Source organism: Ewingella americana ATCC 33852, assembly GCF_000735345.1.
Classification (GTDB): domain Bacteria; phylum Pseudomonadota; class Gammaproteobacteria; order Enterobacterales; family Enterobacteriaceae; genus Ewingella; species Ewingella americana.
Genome location: NZ_JMPJ01000086.1, coordinates 1 through 344, shown reverse-complemented (window position 1 = coordinate 344; position 344 = coordinate 1). Strand labels below are relative to the sequence as shown.

At 45.6% G+C, this 344-nt stretch carries 1 protein-coding gene; it reads right to left on the bottom strand.

Annotated elements, in window-relative coordinates; genetic code table 11:
- Positions 1 to 344 (bottom strand): T6SS immunity protein Tli3 family protein (locus tag GEAM_RS23385; protein ID WP_425591327.1); only part of this gene is annotated, 344 nt, incomplete at both ends.

The following is a 344-nucleotide window of genomic DNA, read 5'->3' as shown; positions in this document are numbered from 1 at the left end:
TTTTGAACTCATATACAGATTACCCTGACGGGTGAGCAGGAAACCCTGATCGTTGACCACGGTGAAGGAGAGGTTATTTTCTCTTGTTGGACGATTACCCCTACCTGGCTCTAAGCTATGAGAGTTCATCGCAAATGATGCGGTTTTCCAAGTTTTGCCGTAATCCTTCGATACTGTAAATGCTGTAGAGTCCCACCAGGGCACTGCAATATAGCGTTCGGAAGGATGAATATACGTTTTGCCATAAGCTTGATAAAACTGGCTGCTTATTTCAGAGCGAATGCCACGCGTTGAATCTATGTAATGCAGGGCTCCCTGACAGTACCATCCAGTCAACTCCAGAT